Raw genomic sequence first — 15,124 nt, forward strand, 5'->3', positions numbered from 1 at the left:
CTGGATCAACCATGCGAACTTTGATGGCCGTATATCGTCTGCCTGTTGTCATACATTTCAATTTCCATGTGGCCAAAAAAATACTTAAATTGCCAGTATACTAGGTATGGCAAGAAAAGTCCGAGCGTTAATATTGAAAGAACGATTAAGCCGATTGATGTAAAAAAGAATTCCCAAAAATTTCCGGTGAATATAATTTTACCTTTAACCATAGAACTTATCTCCCCAGTGAATATGGGAAAATATAATATCTTCTATCTAAGCGTGTAAACAACTATTCCGCCGCCTGCGTCACGGGCTTGCGCGGAGGGGCCGGCTCGAGCCGCGCCCAGGCCGGGCGGCGGAACAGGAACCAGCCCTTGCCGGTGCGTTGGACCAGCCACAGCAGCACCAGCGGCGCGATCACGCCGGCGGCCGTCACCAGTACGGAGATCAGCCCGATGTCGGTGATGACGCCCGTCCTGAGCAGGATGATGCGGGTCGCGGCCATCGGCAGGAAGAAGGCGAGATAGATGACGATCGAGTTCTGGCCGCAATAGGCGAGCGGCCGGTAGAGGCGCACCTCGGTCAGCAGGCCGGCGCTGACGATGACCGCGAGCGCCCCGGCGATCCCGAGCGCGAGGCTGACGAGCGGGAGCGTCGAATACCCGGTGAAGACGACCGTGCCGTTGAGCAGGCCCCAGGCCAGCAGGCCGGCGAAGCCGAGGCCGAGGTGGGCGCGGGCCCAGGCGGCGAGCGCGAAGGCGCGATCGGCGAAGATGTAGCCGGCATAAAAGTAGACATAGCGCGAGGCGAATTCGTCGATCAGCACCGAGCCGGTCTCGATCGGGGCGATCTGCAGCAGAGCCGCGCACGCGATGACCGCCTGCCATGGCACGCCGGCCTGGCGCAGCAGGCGTGTGACAACGAACATCACCGGCAGCATGTAGATGAACCACAAGGTGCCGAAGGGCTGGACATAGGCGAGGAGATATTCGGAAAGCGGAGCCTGCCAGCCGCCGTCGGCGGCCATGCCCGGCGCCTTGAAGGCGAACTGGATCGTCAGCCACAAGATGTAGAAATAGAAGAAGTGGACGACCTTGCGGTCGAGGTAGCGACGCCATGGCCGGTCGATGACCTGGGCCAGGAACAGGCCGGAGATCATGAAGAAGTCGGGCATCCGGAAGGGTCTTGCGAATTCGACGAGGTGACCGAGCCACCCGGTCTGGTCGGCCGCCTTCTCGACGCCCAGCGTCGAGTGCATCATGACCACGAAGATGATGCAGATGCCCTTGGCGGTGTCTACCCAATCGACACGCGCGCCGCTCGTCTTGCCCATGCCTGCCCTTTCGCCATGCCCCCGCCCGGCGCAACGACGATAGGTTGCAAGGCTTTAGGAGCTGTTAATCGGGACGTCGCCCGTTGCCGGTCTCCGGCTCGTCGTCCGGCCGCTGGCGGTCGTCGGCGATCCAGGGAGAGTTCTGCGCGCCGGGATTGCGCCCCCGGCCCTCGTTGCGCTGCCATTCGTCCGCGTCGAGGTCAACGACGCCGGCCTCGCGGCGGGGCGTTCCGCCCGCGTTGACAACCGTCACCCGCGCGTTGCGGATGACGAAGCCGGCGATGAGGCTGCGCACAGGCGGCACGAACAGCAGCAGGCCGAAGGCATCGGTGACGAAGCCGGGGATCAGCAGCAGGATGCTGGCGACGACGATCAGCGCCCCTTCGACCAGATCGCTGCCGGGAACGAGCCCGGCGTCCATCTCGCGACGCATGCGCGTCAGCAGGGTCAGCCCCTGGATGCGCAGCATCACCGAGCCCGCGATTGCGGTGGCGATTGTCAGCAGGATCGTCCAGGCGGCGCCGATTTCGGACCCGACCTCGATGAAGACGGTGATCTCGACCAGCGGCAGGCCGATGAGAAGAAGCAGTATGACGAGACCGATTGGCATGGCGTGTGGCTGTCGCGCGTCCCTGTTGCGTTGCATCCGGCAGACCGGCGACCGCGCGGTGCGCGCGATAGGGTCTCAAGCCTTTCCGCCACATGTAGGGAAGTCTTGCCGGAATTGCGAGCGGATCGTGGAAAGTCATTCGGCGACTTGCCCGATTTTCCGGCTATGCTGGCTGTCTCCAACAGCCAGCGGGAGGCCCTCGCGGGGAGAAACGACCGCCTGATGGAGAAAACACTGTCCGGCTGGCGTGATCGAGTCTGGATGTTGCTCGCGCGGGACTTATATTGGACTCGGGCAAAAGGATGTGTCAGAGAGCGGGCCGGACACCTTGGGCGGGCGCTTTGCCAGCTTCATCGCTTCCGGTGCGAGGTGCCGTGCCGGTACGGTCCCAGGCGGGTTTGGGTCGGCCGGCCCTGCCGCACTCCGGGCAGCCCGTCCTGAAATACCGGCCGAAGGCGAAATGGGTCATATGTTCGACGTCACCACACTCATCTTTCTCATTCTGGCGGTTGTGATCCTGCTCAGGCTGCGCAGCGTGCTTGGCAAGCGCACCGGCAGCGAGCGGCCGCCCTTCGACCCCTATTCGGCGCAGGATCGCGACGCCAAGGGCGGTCCTGGTCCTGTCGAGGACAATGTGATCTCGCTGCCCGGTCAGGCCGATGCGTCCGTGCCTTCGCAGGGCGCGAGCGCGGCGACGCTCGACAAGGTCGCGCCCCAGGGGTCCGCGCTCAACGAGGCGCTGCGGCAGATCCTGTCGGCCGACCGTTCCTTCGAGCCCCAGGGCTTCCTTCAGGGCGCGCGTGCAGCCTACGAGATGATCGTCACCGCGTTCGCCGCGGGCGACCGCAAGGCGCTCAAGGGGCTTCTATCCAAGGAAGTCTACGAGGGCTTCGTGGCGGCCATCTCCGACCGGGAGTCGCGCGGCGAGACCATCGAGTCCACCTTCGTCGGCATCGACAAGGCCGATATCGTCGAGGCGGCGATGAAGGGCAGCACGGCGCAGATCACTGTCCGGTTCCGCAGCGAGCTCATTTCCGCCACCCGCGACAAGGACGGCGCCATCGTCGACGGCGATCCCAATGCGGTGAGCGACGTCACCGATATCTGGACCTTTGCCCGCGACACCACCTCGCGCGATCCGAACTGGCGTCTGGTCGCGACTGAATCCGTCGAGTAGGCGAGGATGCGCCGCCGCGCGGCGCCCTTGTCCGCGGCCTCCGGGTCGCCGGCGCGCCGATCTCCGGGCGAAGGGCTTTCCGGGTGCGCACCTTGCGGGCGCGCCCGGCTTGCGTTTCGCGCTCCAACCGGCGGCCGGGGCGTTCCCGCCGGGATGGCGGGGATACTCGCCCTGCCCCTTCTCGCGGCCGGCCTTTGCCTTGCCGCCCTGCCCGCTTCGGCAAAGGACGCCCGGCCAGAGATGACCTCCCGCCCGATTTCCTTCTCCGATGTTCCAGGCTGGGCGGAAGACGATCATCGGGCTGCCCTGTCGGCCTACCTGCGCCATTGCCGGGCTGGCGGGCGCGCGCCTGAGCGGCTTTGCGCGGAGGCGCGAAAGGCCGAGGCCCGGGGGAGCGAGGCGGCGGCCCGTCGTTTCTTCGAGGATGGCTTCCGGCCGGTGCGGGTCTCCGAACCGGCCTTTCTCACCGGCTACTTCGAGCCGGAGTTCGAGGGCGCGCGCCATCGCGACGCCCGTCACCGCTTCCCCCTTCTCCTCCGCCCGCCGGAACTCGTTGCCGTCACCGGCAAGCGCCCCGATGCCCTGCCCACCGACGCGCCCTTCGCGATGAAAGGGGCCGACGGGCGCCTTTCCATGCCGCCGGATCGGGGCGCGATCATGGACGGGGCGTTGTCCGGGCGCGGGCTCGAACTCGTCTGGCTCGCCGATCCGGTCGATGCCTTCTATGTGCATGTCCAGGGTTCGGCGCGCATCCGCCTCGCCGACGGCGGCACCATGCGGGTTGGCTACGCGGCAAAGACCGGCCATCCCTATTCGCCCATCGGGCGGGTGATGATCGAACGCGGCCTTGCCGAACCGGGCACCGTGACCATGCAGGTCCTGCGCGGCTGGCTGGCCGACAATCCGCAGGAGGTCGACGGCGTCCTGCGGCGCAACCGGTCCTATATCTTTTTTCGCGAAGTCACGGAGACCGGCACCGACGACGGACCGATCGGCGCCGCCGGCCTGCCGCTGGTCGCCGGCCGCAGCCTGGCCGTCGACGCCACCCGCCATGCTTATGGCACGCCGGTTTTTATCGCCGCCGACCTGCCGCGCACGGAGACGGGTGCGCTGCATCCTTTTCGTCGGCTGATGATTGCCGATGACACCGGCTCCGCCATCGTCGGGCCGGCGCGCGCCGATATCTTCGTCGGCTCCGGGGCTGCGGCCGGCGCTGCCGCTGGTCTGATCCAGCATCGTGGCGTGATGTTCGTGCTTGAGCCCGTGCCGGAGGCGGGCCGATGAGCAGCCGGCGCAAGGGACGCACTCCCTCGCCGGAGGAGCGTCAGCTCTGGGAAAAGGTCACCGCCGACGTGACGCCCATCGTCGTGCCGCGGCGCGCCCGCGCCAGGGCGGACGCGGTGGAGCCGCCGTCGGCGCCCGATCCGGCCGAGGCCGAGGCGCAGACCGCGCCGCGCCGCAAGGGGGTGGTCAGCAAGACCGCCCTGCGCCCGACGCCCCCGCCAAAACAGCTTGTCCCACCACCGCCGCCGCTTGCCCCGCTGGAGCCGCGCCAGCGCCGCCGCCTGGTGCGTGGCACCCGCGCGATCGACGGGCGCATCGACCTGCACGGCCTGACCCAGGCGGAGGCGCATGTGCGCCTGCGCGGGTTCCTGTCGCAGGCGCAGGCGCAAGGATCCACTGTCGTGCTGGTGATCACCGGCAAGGGTGGACCGGGGGGCTCGCTTGCCGCCGACGGGCGCGGCATCCTGCGCCGTGTCGTGCCGCAATGGCTGTCCTTCGCCGAATTTCGCGGGCTGGTGGTCGGTTTCGAGGAGGCCCACACGGCCCACGGCGGCGCGGGCGCGCTCTACGTGCGCATTCGCAGGTCCGGGCGCGGGAGCGGCAGATGACACCTTTCGGCGCGAAAATCCGGGAAATCCGCCGCAAGCGTGGCCTCACCCTGTCGGAAATGGCTGCGGCGCTCTCCGTCTCGCCGGCCTATCTCTCGGCGCTCGAACACGGTAAGCGGGGGCGCCCGACATGGTTCATGGTTCAGCGCATCATTGCCTATTTCAACGTCATCTGGGACGAGGCGGAAGAGTTGCAGCGCCTCGCCGAACTCTCCGATCCGAAGATTTCCATCGACACGGCGGGGCTGGAACCCGAGGCAACGGAGCTGGCCAATGTGCTGGCCGGCAAGATTTCCGGCCTGTCACGGGAAAGCCTGGCACATCTCCTGCATCAGCTTCGCGCAGCGGCGGCCCGCGACCGGGTCTGACGCCGAAATCCACGAAGTTGCAACCCTTTCGGGGCAGTATGTGGGGGCAGCCTGCGGCTTGTGCCGGAGGACGCGGCGGACTCGACCCCGGGCCGGCGCGCGCGTACCCTGCCGCTGCGTCGCAGGGCGAAGCAGGGACAGACCAACCGACATGACGAAAACGCAGGATCCATTCTCCGGCCTTGTCGACGCCGACGGGTTGCGCCAGCGGCTGACGGCGCTGACCGCGACGAGCGGCGGCGACGGATCCGAGCACTCGGTGCGTGGCCAGGTGCTGGCCGAGCTCAAGACGGCGATGCGCGATGCCCGCGCACGCGTGGAGGAGCTTCTCTTCGAGGATGGCGGCGGCACGCTCTGCGCACAGCGCCTCAGCCACGTCCAGGACGAGATCCTGCGGGTGATCTACGATTTCGCCGTGCATCACGTCTACCGGGTGAAGAACCCGTCCTCGGCCGAACGCATGGCGATCGTCGCGGTCGGCGGCTACGGCCGCGGCACACTTGCGCCGGGTTCCGATGTCGACCTGCTGTTCCTGCTTCCCTACAAGCAGACGCCCTGGGGCGAGCAGGTGGTCGAATACATCCTCTACATGCTCTGGGATCTCGGACTGAAGGTCGGCCATTCCACCCGCAACATCGAGGAATGCCTGCGCCTGTCGCGCACCGACATGACCATCCGCACGGCCATTCTCGAGGCCCGTCATGTCTGGGGCGACACCGGGCTGACCGACGAGCTGATGGAGCGTTTCGACAAGACGGTGGTGGCCGGCACCGGGCCGGAATTCATCGCCGCGAAGCTTGCCGAGCGCGATGCCCGCCACACCCGCCAAGGCGCCTCGCGCTATCTGGTCGAGCCCAACGTCAAGGAGGGCAAGGGTGGCTTGCGCGACCTGAACACGCTGTTCTGGATCTCGAAGTACTTCTACAGGGTGCGCACCGGTTCCGGCCTCGTCAAGGCCGGCGTCTTCACCCGCGCCGACTACAAGCGCTTCCGCAAGGGCGAGGATTTCCTCTGGGCGGTGCGCTGCCACCTGCACTTTCTCACCGGGCGGTCTGAGGAGCGTCTTTCCTTCGACCTGCAGCGCGACATCGCCGTGCGCCTTGGCTACACCCAGCACCCCGGCATGAAGGATGTCGAGCGCTTCATGAAGCACTACTTCCTCGTGGCGAAGGACGTGGGCGACCTCACGCGCATCTTCTGCGCCGCGCTGGAGGAGCAGCACGCCAAGGCTCCGCAGCCGCTTTCCCAGCTCATCGGCCGCATAACGGGCCGCTCGCAGCGTCGCCCGGTGAAGGGAACGACCGACTTCGTCATCGACAACGGCCGCCTCAACGCCGCCGCGCCGACGATCTTCGAGAAGGACCCGGTCAATCTCATCCGCCTTTTCGCCATCGCCGACCGGCTTTCGGCCCTGCTGCACCCGGAGATGCTCAAGCTGGTGCGCCGGTCGCTGAAGCTCATCACCTCGGCGGTGCGCGAGGATGCGGAGGCGAACCGCTTGTTCCTCCAGGTCCTGACCTCGCGCAACGATCCGGAGACCGTGCTGCGGCGGATGAACGAAACCGGCGTTCTCGGCCGCTTCGTGCCGGATTTCGGCAAGGTCGTGGCGATGATGCAGTTCTCCATGTACCACCACTACACGGTGGACGAGCACCTGATCCGCTCGGTCGGCATCCTCGGCGAGATCGAGCGCGGCGAGGCGGGCGAGGACCATCCGCTCTCGACCGATCTGATCAAGACGATCCAGAACCGGCGCGTGCTCTTCGTCGCCATGTTCCTGCATGACATCGCCAAGGGCCGGCCGGAGGATCATTCCATTGCCGGCGCCCGCATCGCCCGCCGCCTGTGCCCGCGCTTCGGCCTCAGTGCGTCGGAGACCGACACGGTCGCCTGGCTGATCGAGCATCATCTCGACATGAGCACCACCGCCCAGTCGCGCGATCTGGCAGACCGCAAGACCATCGAGGACTTTGCCCGCGAGGTGCGCAGCCTCGAGCGGCTGAAGCTGCTGCTGGTGCTGACGGTGGCCGATATCCGCGCCGTTGGCCCCAATGTCTTCAACGGCTGGAAGGGGCAGCTCCTGCGCACGCTCTACTACGAGACCGAGCCGGTGCTGACGGGCGGCCATTCGCACCTCCCCCACGACATGCGCGTCGCCCGCGCCAGGGACGAGCTCGCCGAGGCGCTCCGGCACTGGGAGCCGGCGGAGCGCGAGGCTTATCTGGAGCGGCACTATCCGGCCTATTGGCTGCGCGTGCCGCTGGAGCGCAAGGTCGCCGATGCGGAAATGATCCGCGCCGGCGACCGGGCCGGCACCGGCTTCGCCTCCCGCGTTGCTCCGCATGCCTTCGAGGAGGTGACCGAGATCACCGTGCTCGCCGCTGACCACCCGCGCCTGCTGTCGGTGATCGCCGGCGCCTGTTTCGTCGCCGGCGCCAACATCGTCGATGCCCAGATCGACACCACGACGGACGGCTTTGCCCTCGATACGATCTTCATTTCGCGCGAACTGCCCGGCGACGAGGACGAGGCGCGGCGGGGCGCGCGCATCTGCCGGTTGATCGAGAAGGCCCTGCGCGGCCAGGAGCGCCTGCCGGACAGCGTCGCCAGCAAGGTGGCCTCGCGAGGGCGCATGAAGGCGTTCCGCATCGAGGCGGAGGTGCTGGTGAACAACGCCCTGTCGAACCGCTATACGGTGCTGGAAATTTCCGGCCTCGACCGTCCCGGCCTGCTCTACGACCTGACGCGGGCGATTTCGGATCTCAACCTGAACATCAATTCCGCCCATGTGGCGACGTTTGGCGAGCGCGTCGTCGACGTTTTCTATGTCACCGACCTCACGGGCCAGAAAATCGCCAACATCGGCCGTCAGGAAGCGATCCGGGAGCGCCTGAGCGAGGCGGTCGAGGGCGAGGCGGGCGAGGATCCCGCAAGACGGCGGCCGCGCCGCGCCGGCGCCGCCTGACAAGAGCCTTCCCCCGCTTTCCCGCGCTCCCGGAGCACCCTGCATGAGCCTCTTGCGCAATTTCGCCACCGTCGGCGGCGCGACCATGACGAGCCGTGTGCTCGGCTTCGCCCGCGACGTGATGATCGCCGCCTTCGCCGGCGCGGGCCCGGTCGCCGATGCCTTCTTCGTCGCCTTCCGCCTGCCCAACCTGTTCCGCCGGCTGTTCGCGGAAGGGGCCTTCAACTCGGCCTTCGTGCCGCTTTTTGCCCGGTCGCTGGAGGAAGAGGGCGAGGCGGGCGCGCGCCGGTTTGCCGGCGAGATCCTGGCTGCACTGTTCTGGACGCTGATGGCGCTCACCGCCATTGCCTTCGTCGGCATGACGGGCCTCGTCTTCGTGCTGGCGCCCGGATTTGCCGAGGATCCGGAGAAGTTCGACCTGGCGGTCCTGCTGTCGCGGATCACCTTTCCCTATCTGCTGTGCATGTCGCTGGTCGCCTTCCTGTCGGGCATTCTCAACACCTTCCAGCGCTTCGCGGCCGCCGCCTTCGCCCCGGTGGTGCTCAATCTGGTGATGATCACGGTGCTGCTCGGCATCTGGGCCGTCGGTCTCGAGACCGGTGAGACGCTCGGCATGGTGCTTGCGGCCGGCGTCACCGTCGCCGGCGTCGCCCAGCTTGCGCTGCTCGTTGTCGCCGTGCGCCGCATGGGATTTTCCGTCCCGCTGCGACGCCCGCGCCTCACGCAGGGGGTGCGCCGGTTGTGGAAGCTTGGCGTGCCCGGCGTTGTCGCCGGCGGCATCACACAGATCAATATCGCCGTCGGCACGGTGATCGCTTCCGCCCAGGCCGGCGCCGTCTCCTATCTCTATTACGCCGACCGCATCTACCAGCTGCCGCTCGGTGTCGTCGGCATCGCCATTGGCGTGGTGTTGCTGCCGGATCTCTCCCGGGCGCTGCGATCGGGAGCGGAAAACGCCGCCGCGGATGCGAACGACAGGCTCAACCGGGCGCTGGAGTTCTCCCTCGCGCTCACCCTGCCGGCGACGGTGGCGTTGATCGTCGTGCCGGGCCCCGTCGTGTCGGTGCTTTTCCAGCGGGGCGAGTTCGGGCCGGAGGCGGCGGCCGCGACGACGGGGGCGCTCGTCGCCTTCGCCGTCGGCCTGCCGGCCTTCGTCCTCAACAAGGTGTTCTCGCCCGCCTTCTTCGCCCGCGAGGACACCGTCACGCCGATGTGGTTCGCTGGCATCGGCATGGTGGTGAATGTCGCCGGCGCGCTGGCGCTGGCACCCTTCCTTGCCCATGTCGGCATTGCGCTGGCGACCAGCCTTGCGGGCTGGATCAACACCGGCCTGCTCGTCGCCGTCTTGTGGAAGCGGGGCCATTTCCGCTTCGATTCCCGCTCTCGAAAGCGCCTGCCGCTGCTGGCTCTGGCAAGCCTGCTGATGGGCGCGGGCGTTCACTTCGGCGCCGGGCTGCTGGCGCCCTGGCTCACCGCCGAGGCGGTCGCCGCCCGCTTCGGCGCGCTGGCACTGCTGGTTGCCGCTGGAATGGTGCTCTTCGCCGTCTTCGTGCAGGTCACCGGAGCCGTCGACATCAGGAGCTACATCCGCAGGGGCAAGGCCTCGCAGGCCCGCCGCAAGGCGGCGCGGCAGGGCGCGCCAACCACGCCCCCACCCTCCGGCGCGGACGAAAATTGAGACAGATGCCGGGTCAATTTTTGACCAAATGATCAAATCCTGTCCATTTGATCAAGAAAATGAGCCGGCGCACCGGTCCCCGCATTGTCGGTTTTCTGGGAATGTGGTCCAATCGCGGCTTGTGATGATCGGCCGGGATGCGGAGACGCGCGACCGGTCGGGGAAGGTCCGGCGCGCCGGGCGAGGGGGCAGGTTCTGATCCGCCGGACAGCCGTCCGGCCGGGGCTTCCCGTGCGGCGCCGGATCGCGGGCGATGGAGGCGAACTCCACGCCGCTTGCCGACATTCGGCGCATGCAGGGGAAAGCTGATGACGTTCCAATCCAGTTTCGCGTGGACGCGCCGGGCCGTGCTCGGTCTTGCCGTCGGCGCGGCGGCCTTCGCCGGCGCTTCGATGCCGGCCTTTGCCAAGGACAAGCCGCTCAAGGTCGCGGCGATCTACACGGTGCCGGTCGAGCAGCAGTGGGTCGGCCGTCTCCACGAGGCGCTCAAGGCCGCCGAGGCGCGCGGCGATGTGACCTACACCTATTCCGAGAATGTGGCCAACACCGACTATGAGCGCGTCATGCGCGAATATGCCGAAGGCGGCATGGATCTGATCATCGGCGAGGCCTTCGCCGTTGAGCGCGCCGCCCGCTCCGTGGCGGCCGAATACCCCGACACCGCCTTCCTGATGGGCTCTTCCTTTGGTCCGGCGCAGCCCAATTTCGCGGTCTTCGACAACTGGATCCACGAGCCCAGCTACCTGACCGGCATGATCGCCGGCAAGGCGACCAAGTCCAATGTCATCGGCATGGTCGGCGGCTACGCCATTCCGGAAGTGAACCGGCTGATGAACGCCTTCATGGACGGCGCGCGCGCGGTCAATCCGGATGTGAAGTTCCTCGTGACCTTCATCAACTCCTGGTACGACCCGCCGAAGGCCAAGGAGTCCGCCTTCGCCATGATTGAAAAGGGCGCCGACATTCTCTACGCCGAGCGCTTCGGTGTGTCCGACGCGGCAAAGGAGAAGGGCGTGCTGGCCATCGGCAATGTCATCGACACCGCCGGCGACTATCCCGGAACGATCCTCGCCAGCGCGCTGTGGCACATGCAGCCGACCATCGACAAGGTGGTCGAGGCGGTCGCCTCCGACAGCTTCGAGCCGGCTGACTACGGCCAGTATTCCTTCATGAGCTATGGCGGCGGCAGCTTTGTCGTCGACGAGACGCTTGCCGATGCGGATGCCGTCAAGGCTGCCCGTGAGAAGGAAAAGGAGATCGTCGACGGTCTCTTCCGCGTCAACGTCAACGACGGCGAGCCCAAGTCGACGATGTGACCGGCTTTCCCGGTGGCGGGGTTTTCCACGCCACCGGTCCCGGCCCGGGAGTGGCGGCTTGCCGCGCCCGCGTCCGCCCGATATGACACGCGGCGGCCGATGACAGGCGCTCCGTCCCCGGCCGCCATGACGATCAGGCCCGCTCCGGACCGGTTCCGGCCCGAGCGCCCCCCGCAAGACCGGAAAGAGGGTCCCATGCCCGCCTCCCCGCAGGACGCGGCCCGGCAGACGCAGGCCATCGCGCCCGTTGTCCTGTCGCTTGCCGGCATCACCAAGCGCTTCGGCCCGCTCGTCGCCAACGAGGGCATCGACCTCGATCTGCGCCGCGGCGAGATCGTCGCGCTGCTCGGTGAGAACGGCGCCGGCAAGACGACCCTGATGAACATTCTCTTCGGCCATTATGTCGCCGACGAAGGAGAGGTTCTGGTTGATGGCTCCGGTTCAGGCGGCCGTCTGGCCCCGCTCGAGCCGGGATCGCCGCATGCCGCGCTTGCCGCCGGCATCGGCATGGTGCACCAGCATTTCACCCTCGCCGAGAACCTGACGGCGCTGGAAAACATCCTGCTTGGGACCGGTCCTCTCTTCGCGCCGCGCAGCGCCCCGGCAGGCGCGCGCGTAAGGCTCGAGGCGCTGATGCGCCGCTGCGGCCTCGTCGTCGATCTGGACCTGCGCGTCTCGCGGCTTTCGGTCGGTGAGAAGCAGCGCGTCGAGATCCTCAAGGCGCTTTACCGGGATGCCCGCGTGCTGGTGCTCGACGAGCCGACCGCGGTGCTTACTCCGCAAGAGTCCGAGCAGCTCTTCTCGACCCTCAAGACGCTTGCCGCCGACGGGATCGCCATCGTCTTCATTTCGCACAAGCTTGCCGAGGTGCTCGCTGCCTCCGACCGGGTGGCGGTGCTGCGTCACGGCCGCAAGGTCGCCGACCTGCCCACAGTCGAATGCGACCGCAAGAAGCTGGCCGAGCTGATGGTCGGTCATGCGCTGACCCAGACCCTGCGCGAACCGGGCACGCCCGGTGGCGTGCTGCTGGCGATGGCCCGCGTTTCCGCAGGATCCGGCCGCGACGCGCTCTCCGACGTGGATCTCGAGTTGCGCGCTGGCGAGATCCTCGGTATCGCCGGCGTCTCGGGCAACGGCCAGGCGACGCTTGCCCGCCTGCTCTCCGGCCTGACGCCCGCCACCGGCGGTGCGCTCCGCCTCGACGGCCGACCGATCGAGGCCCACGACGCGCGGGCGATGATCCGCGCCGGCCTCGCCCGCATTCCCGAGGATCGGCATCGCGACGGCATCGTCGGCGCCATGACGGTCGCCGAGAACCTCGTCATCGAGGAGATCCGCTCGCCGCGCTACCAGCGCCTGGGGTTCCTGGACTTCGGCGCCATCGCGGCGCGGGCGAAGGAGGCGATTGCCGCCTATGACATCCGCTGTTCCGGCGGTCACGCTGTGGCGCGGCTCCTGTCCGGTGGCAACATCCAGAAGATCGTGCTCGCCCGCACCCTCGACGCCGATCCGCGCGTGGTGCTTGCCGCCCAGCCCTCGCGCGGGCTCGACATCGGCGCGACCGGCGACGTGCACCGCCGCCTGCTCGCGGCGCGCGGGCGTGGCGCCGGCGTCATCCTGATTTCCGAGGATCTCGACGAGCTTTTCGCCCTGTCCGACCGTATCGCGGTGATCCACCGTGGCCGGCTGTCCGCGCCGGCGGCGACGGAAGATCTCGACCGTGCGACCGTTGGCCTGATGATGGCCGGCCACGACCATGAGGACGCGGTGGCATGATCCGCTTCGAACCACGCGAAAGCGTCTCGCCCGCCCGCCGCATCGCGGCCCCCGTCATCGCCGCGCTGGCGGCACTCGCTCTGGCCGCGATCCCGATTGCGGCGGCCGGTGCGCCGGTCCTGACCGCCTACGGCCTGATGGCCAAGGGCGCCTTCGGCTCGCTCTTCGCCCTCTCCGAGTTGCTGGCGCGGGCGACGCCGTTGATCCTGACCGGCCTTGCCGCGGCCATCGCCTTCCGTGCGCGGCTCTGGAACATCGGCGGCGAGGGGCAGCTCTACGCCGGCGCGCTCGCCGCCGTCGCCATCGGTTCGGGCACGGTGTCGATGCCGCCGGCGGTGATGATCCCGACCGTGCTGCTCGCCGGCTTCCTCGCCGGCGGCCTGCTCATGCTGGTTCCTGCCCTCCTCAAGGTTCGGCTCGGGGCAGACGAGGTGGTGACGACGCTGCTTCTCAATTTCGTCGTGATCTATTTCGTGCAGATGATGCTCGAGGGGCCGATGAAGGATCCGATGGGCATGGGTTGGCCCCAGTCCGCGCCGATCCTGGCGGAGGCGAGCCTGCCCAAGCTGATGGCCCGCATGCGCGTTCACGCCGGGCTGATCGTGGCGCTCGTCGCCGCCATTGCCATCCATATCGTCATGAAGCGGACCGTGGTCGGCTACGAGATCCGCGCCGTCGGCGAGAACCAGGATGCCGCCCGCCACGCGGGCATTCCCGTGACGGCGACCTTCCTGCGGGTCGCCCTCATCAGCGGCGGGCTCGCGGGGCTCGCCGGCGTTGGCGAGGTCGCAGGCCTCAAGGGTTATCTCACCGCCGACATCTCGCCCGGTTTCGGCTATTCCGGCATCGTCGTCGCCATGCTCGCCGGCCTGTCGCCGCTCGGCGTGGTCGTCGCCGCGCTCTTCATCGCCGGCATTTTCGTCGGCGCCGACAGCATGAGCCGGGCCATTGGCGTTTCCAACTATCTGGCCGACCTCGTCGTTGCCACGTCGCTGATCGCGGTTCTGGTCTCGGGCCTGTTCGTGCGTTTCAAGGTGCGCATCACCGGCCCCTTCGGCAAAGGCGGGAAAGAGGCATGACCGAGGTCCTCGACATTCTCGCCTCGGCGAGCTTCTGGGCGGCGGCGCTGCGCATCGCGACGCCGCTGATCTTCGGCGTTTTGGGCGCGCTCCTGTGCGAGCGTGCCGGCGTCCTCAATCTCGGCATCGAAGGCATCTTCACCGCCGGTGCCATGGCCGGCTGGATGGCCGCCTGGCTTGGCGCGGGCCTGTGGGGCGGCGTGCTGGTCGCCGCGCTCGCGGGGGCGGCCTTCGGCCTTGTCCACGCCATCCTCACCGTACCGCTCGGCCTGTCACAGCATGTCTCGGGCATCGGCGTGACGCTCTTCGCCACGAGCTTCAGCTACTATGCCTACCGTACGGCGCTGCCCGACGTGAGTTCGCCGCCGCGCATCGAGGCGTTCCAGCCGCTCGACATTCCAGGCCTCTCCGACCTGCCGTTCATCGGCCCGGTGCTGTTCCAGCAGACCGCGCTCACCATGCTGGCGCTGGCGCTCGTCCTGGCGGTCGGCTTCGTGCTCTACCGAACGCCGCTCGGCCTGGCGATCCGCGCCGTCGGCGACAATCCCTCTGCTGTCGAGGCGCAGGGGCTTTCGGTCACGTGGCTGCGCATGGGGACGGTGGTCGCGGGTTCGGCGTTGATGGCGCTGGGCGGGGCGTTCCTGACCATGTCGGCCTTCGACGCCTTCTTCTTCGGCATGGTCAACGGCCGTGGCTGGATCTGCATCGCGCTGACGGTCTTTGCCTCCTGGCGGCCGGGCAAGGCCCTGCTCGGGGCGCTGCTCTTCGGCGCGTTCGATGCCTTCCAGGTGCGGCTCCAGACCGAGGTCGGCGCCTTCGTGCCAGGTCAGGTCTTCCTGATGATGCCCTATCTTCTGTCCATCGCCGCGCTCGTCGTCGTCGCCCGCAAGGCCGACTACCCGCGCGCCATGCTCAAGCCCTATTTCAAGGGCCAGCGCTGAGCGG

At 67.7% G+C, this 15,124-nt stretch carries 12 protein-coding genes; 10 read left to right on the forward strand and 2 right to left on the reverse strand.

The window, feature by feature from the left end:
* Nucleotides 1-274: 274 nt before the first annotated feature.
* Together ACSLUQ_RS16970 and ACSLUQ_RS16975 are read right to left on the reverse strand one after the other, a co-directional pair.
* Nucleotides 275-1,318, reverse strand: a complete 1,044-nt coding sequence (locus tag ACSLUQ_RS16970) for an acyltransferase family protein (protein ID WP_461809196.1) — start codon at nucleotides 1,316-1,318, stop codon at nucleotides 275-277.
* 64 nt (nucleotides 1,319-1,382) lie between these two features.
* Nucleotides 1,383-1,928: an FxsA family protein gene (locus tag ACSLUQ_RS16975; RefSeq protein WP_461809197.1), complete on the reverse strand. Its 546-nt coding sequence runs from the start codon at nucleotides 1,926-1,928 to the stop codon at nucleotides 1,383-1,385.
* Between the two features lie 460 nt (nucleotides 1,929-2,388).
* Here ACSLUQ_RS16975 and ACSLUQ_RS16980 point away from each other — a divergent pair, with 460 nt between their 5' ends.
* The 10 genes from ACSLUQ_RS16980 to ACSLUQ_RS17025 all read left to right on the forward strand — a co-directional run bounded on the left by ACSLUQ_RS16980 (nucleotide 2,389) and on the right by ACSLUQ_RS17025 (nucleotide 15,120).
* Entirely contained in the window at nucleotides 2,389-3,105 is a 717-nt protein-coding gene (locus tag ACSLUQ_RS16980) for a Tim44/TimA family putative adaptor protein (RefSeq protein WP_417771329.1), read from the forward strand.
* Nucleotides 3,106-3,345: 240 nt separating this feature from the next.
* Entirely contained in the window at nucleotides 3,346-4,389 is a 1,044-nt protein-coding gene (gene mltA / locus ACSLUQ_RS16985) for a murein transglycosylase A (protein ID WP_461809198.1), read from the forward strand.
* The gene (locus ACSLUQ_RS16990; protein WP_417771327.1) at nucleotides 4,386-4,997 is read left to right on the forward strand and encodes a Smr/MutS family protein; all 612 of its coding nucleotides are present in this window, start codon (nucleotides 4,386-4,388) and stop codon (nucleotides 4,995-4,997) included. The genes mltA and ACSLUQ_RS16990 overlap by 4 nt, the downstream gene beginning before the upstream one ends.
* A complete protein-coding gene (locus tag ACSLUQ_RS16995) occupies nucleotides 4,994-5,365 on the forward strand; it encodes a helix-turn-helix domain-containing protein (RefSeq protein ID WP_417771326.1) in 372 nt (123 codons plus the stop codon). Before ACSLUQ_RS16990 ends, ACSLUQ_RS16995 begins: the two co-directional genes overlap by 4 nt.
* Before the next feature lie 151 nt (nucleotides 5,366-5,516).
* A complete protein-coding gene (locus ACSLUQ_RS17000) occupies nucleotides 5,517-8,330 on the forward strand; it encodes a [protein-PII] uridylyltransferase (protein WP_461809199.1) in 2,814 nt (937 codons plus the stop codon).
* Between the two features lie 43 nt (nucleotides 8,331-8,373).
* Complete coding sequence (murJ, locus tag ACSLUQ_RS17005; RefSeq protein WP_461809200.1) at nucleotides 8,374-10,008, forward strand: murein biosynthesis integral membrane protein MurJ; 1,635 nt, start codon at nucleotides 8,374-8,376, stop codon at nucleotides 10,006-10,008.
* Nucleotides 10,009-10,316: 308 nt separating this feature from the next.
* Nucleotides 10,317-11,324 (forward strand): BMP family protein, encoded by a 1,008-nt coding sequence (locus ACSLUQ_RS17010; RefSeq protein ID WP_417771323.1) that lies wholly within the window; start codon nucleotides 10,317-10,319, stop codon nucleotides 11,322-11,324.
* Between the two features lie 195 nt (nucleotides 11,325-11,519).
* Nucleotides 11,520-13,100: an ABC transporter ATP-binding protein gene (locus tag ACSLUQ_RS17015; protein WP_461809201.1), complete on the forward strand. Its 1,581-nt coding sequence runs from the start codon at nucleotides 11,520-11,522 to the stop codon at nucleotides 13,098-13,100.
* Nucleotides 13,097-14,179 (forward strand): ABC transporter permease, encoded by a 1,083-nt coding sequence (locus ACSLUQ_RS17020; RefSeq protein ID WP_417771321.1) that lies wholly within the window; start codon nucleotides 13,097-13,099, stop codon nucleotides 14,177-14,179. The genes ACSLUQ_RS17015 and ACSLUQ_RS17020 overlap by 4 nt, the downstream gene beginning before the upstream one ends.
* Nucleotides 14,176-15,120: an ABC transporter permease gene (locus ACSLUQ_RS17025; protein ID WP_461809202.1), complete on the forward strand. Its 945-nt coding sequence runs from the start codon at nucleotides 14,176-14,178 to the stop codon at nucleotides 15,118-15,120. Before ACSLUQ_RS17020 ends, ACSLUQ_RS17025 begins: the two co-directional genes overlap by 4 nt.
* The last annotated feature ends 4 nt before the right edge of the window (nucleotides 15,121-15,124 follow it).

This window comes from Stappia sp. ICDLI1TA098 (assembly GCF_054880955.1).

Excerpts from the sequence above, each read along its gene's own strand:
- ACSLUQ_RS16970 (WP_461809196.1), bottom strand. The coding sequence starts at position 1,318 with ATGGGCAAGACGAGCGGCGCGCGTGTCGATTGGGTAGACACCGCCAAG.
- ACSLUQ_RS16975 (WP_461809197.1), bottom strand. The coding sequence starts at position 1,928 with ATGCCAATCGGTCTCGTCATACTGCTTCTTCTCATCGGCCTGCCGCTG.
- ACSLUQ_RS16980 (WP_417771329.1), top strand. The coding sequence starts at position 2,389 with ATGGGTCATATGTTCGACGTCACCACACTCATCTTTCTCATTCTGGCG.
- mltA (WP_461809198.1), top strand. The coding sequence starts at position 3,346 with ATGACCTCCCGCCCGATTTCCTTCTCCGATGTTCCAGGCTGGGCGGAA.
- ACSLUQ_RS16990 (WP_417771327.1), top strand. The coding sequence starts at position 4,386 with ATGAGCAGCCGGCGCAAGGGACGCACTCCCTCGCCGGAGGAGCGTCAG.
- ACSLUQ_RS16995 (WP_417771326.1), top strand. The coding sequence starts at position 4,994 with ATGACACCTTTCGGCGCGAAAATCCGGGAAATCCGCCGCAAGCGTGGC.
- ACSLUQ_RS17000 (WP_461809199.1), top strand. The coding sequence starts at position 5,517 with ATGACGAAAACGCAGGATCCATTCTCCGGCCTTGTCGACGCCGACGGG.
- murJ (WP_461809200.1), top strand. The coding sequence starts at position 8,374 with ATGAGCCTCTTGCGCAATTTCGCCACCGTCGGCGGCGCGACCATGACG.
- ACSLUQ_RS17010 (WP_417771323.1), top strand. The coding sequence starts at position 10,317 with ATGACGTTCCAATCCAGTTTCGCGTGGACGCGCCGGGCCGTGCTCGGT.
- ACSLUQ_RS17015 (WP_461809201.1), top strand. The coding sequence starts at position 11,520 with ATGCCCGCCTCCCCGCAGGACGCGGCCCGGCAGACGCAGGCCATCGCG.
- ACSLUQ_RS17020 (WP_417771321.1), top strand. The coding sequence starts at position 13,097 with ATGATCCGCTTCGAACCACGCGAAAGCGTCTCGCCCGCCCGCCGCATC.
- ACSLUQ_RS17025 (WP_461809202.1), top strand. The coding sequence starts at position 14,176 with ATGACCGAGGTCCTCGACATTCTCGCCTCGGCGAGCTTCTGGGCGGCG.